General features: G+C 67.6%; 2 protein-coding genes. One reads left to right on the forward strand and one right to left on the reverse strand.

Features of this window, described 5'->3' with window-relative positions; genetic code table 11:
• Window positions 1-422, reverse strand: a 422-nt coding sequence (locus DQW06_RS25060; RefSeq protein WP_255418267.1) for an amidase family protein, incomplete at its 3' end; no start/stop codon positions are given.
• 169 nt (window positions 423-591) lie between these two features.
• On the opposite strand from DQW06_RS25060, the gene DQW06_RS25065 reads away from it, so the two are divergent.
• A complete protein-coding gene (locus DQW06_RS25065) occupies window positions 592-1,419 on the forward strand; it encodes a nuclease-related domain-containing protein (protein ID WP_370449133.1) in 828 nt (275 codons plus the stop codon).
• Window positions 1,420-1,459: the final 40 nt, after the last annotated feature.

A 1,459-nucleotide genomic window follows, 5' to 3' on the forward strand; every position in this document is an offset into this window, starting at 1 on the left:
GCGACGGCGTTCTCGGTGTAGCAGCTCGACCCGAACTCGGGGGTGTTGGTCTTTCCCGGCAGGACCGCGCCCGCGGCGCGCAGCCGGGCGACCACGCCCGAGTCGGTCGGGGCGACGGCGTCGCGGAAGACCGGTGAGCCCTGGGTGAGGCGGACCCCGGCGACCGGGTCGAGGTCCTTGACGGGCACGGGGAGCCCGAGGAGGGGGGGCAGGGTCTCTGGCGTGTCGGCCATCACCCGCTTCTGCGCGTAACGGGCTTGTTCGAGCGCCTTTTCCGGGGTGACCGTAATGTACGCGCCGACGAGGTGGTCGTACCTCTCGGTGCGGTCCAGGAAGTGCTCAGTGATCTCAGTAGGCGACAGCTCACGACTGCGGACCATCGCGAGGAGGCGGTGGGCCGGAAGGTCATGGATCTGGGTCATGGCGAGACAGGTTAGCGGGCACACCGCAGGGCACCACGGTGAGGAGGAACCGCTTCTCCAGAGAGACTGACCGAAGGGTAAACATTCCCTGTCCCAAGGCGACCGACACGCTTACGCACCGAGGAACAGGGATACAAAAGTGTGAGAAGTAATGCACTAGGACTCGGATATGGATCGAACTAACCTGTCCGACGTGAAATCGGCTACCAGAGTGAACGGCTCCACTCCAACGTCCGGGGGATCGGACCCCGAAAGGCCCGAATCCCTCTTTTTCCCCAATCAGAGAAAGAAGAAGGACACCTCGGGCGGCAAGGCGGTCTACGGTGCCCTGCGCTCCAACCGTTCCGTCCGCAGGTGGGTGGTACGCGGCGGCGGCGGCGCCGTGGTGGCCGTCCTGATCGGCCTGCTCACCTCCGACTGGCGGATCGGCGTCACCTTCGGCGTCCTCACCCTGGCCGGGATCATGGTGTACGCCTCCCGGCGCGAGTCGGAGATCCCGCGCTGGCGCAAGCCCTCGGCGGCCCAGCGCAAGACCGAGGCGCAGCTCAAGGTGATGAAGCAGCTCGGCTACCGCGTCCTGCACGCGCGCGCGGTGCCCGGCGGCAACGGCCAGATCGACCACTTCATCGTGGGCCGGCGGGGCGCGTTCGCCATCGACTCCGAGTCGTGGGACAAGCGGCTGCCGCTGCGCAACAAGCTGGAGAAGCTCTACCACGGGCGGTTCAGCAAGAACGAGCGCATCGACGAGGCCCTGGAGGAGGCCAAGCGGGCGCAGGACCTGATCAGCTCCGAACTGGGGCGCGAGATCAAGGTGCGCGCGTCGCTGGCCATCTACGGACCCGGCATGCCCTGGGACAGCCACCGGCTGCGGGGCGTGGACATCATCACCGGCACCAAGGTCCGCAAGTGGCTGCGCAGCGGCCGGGACCGCCTGACCGAGAAGGAGATCGAGGAGATCTACCAGGCCGCGATGAAGGCCCTGCCGCCCAGGTACTGAGACGCCCCCACCCCCCCCTGACGCCACCCCGGCCCGGGAC

It is taken from the genome of Nocardiopsis sp. TNDT3 (genome assembly GCF_003427465.1).
Lineage (GTDB): Bacteria > Actinomycetota > Actinomycetes > Streptosporangiales > Streptosporangiaceae > Nocardiopsis > Nocardiopsis dassonvillei.

Excerpts from the sequence above, each read along its gene's own strand:
- DQW06_RS25065 (WP_370449133.1), top strand. The coding sequence starts at position 592 with ATGGATCGAACTAACCTGTCCGACGTGAAATCGGCTACCAGAGTGAAC.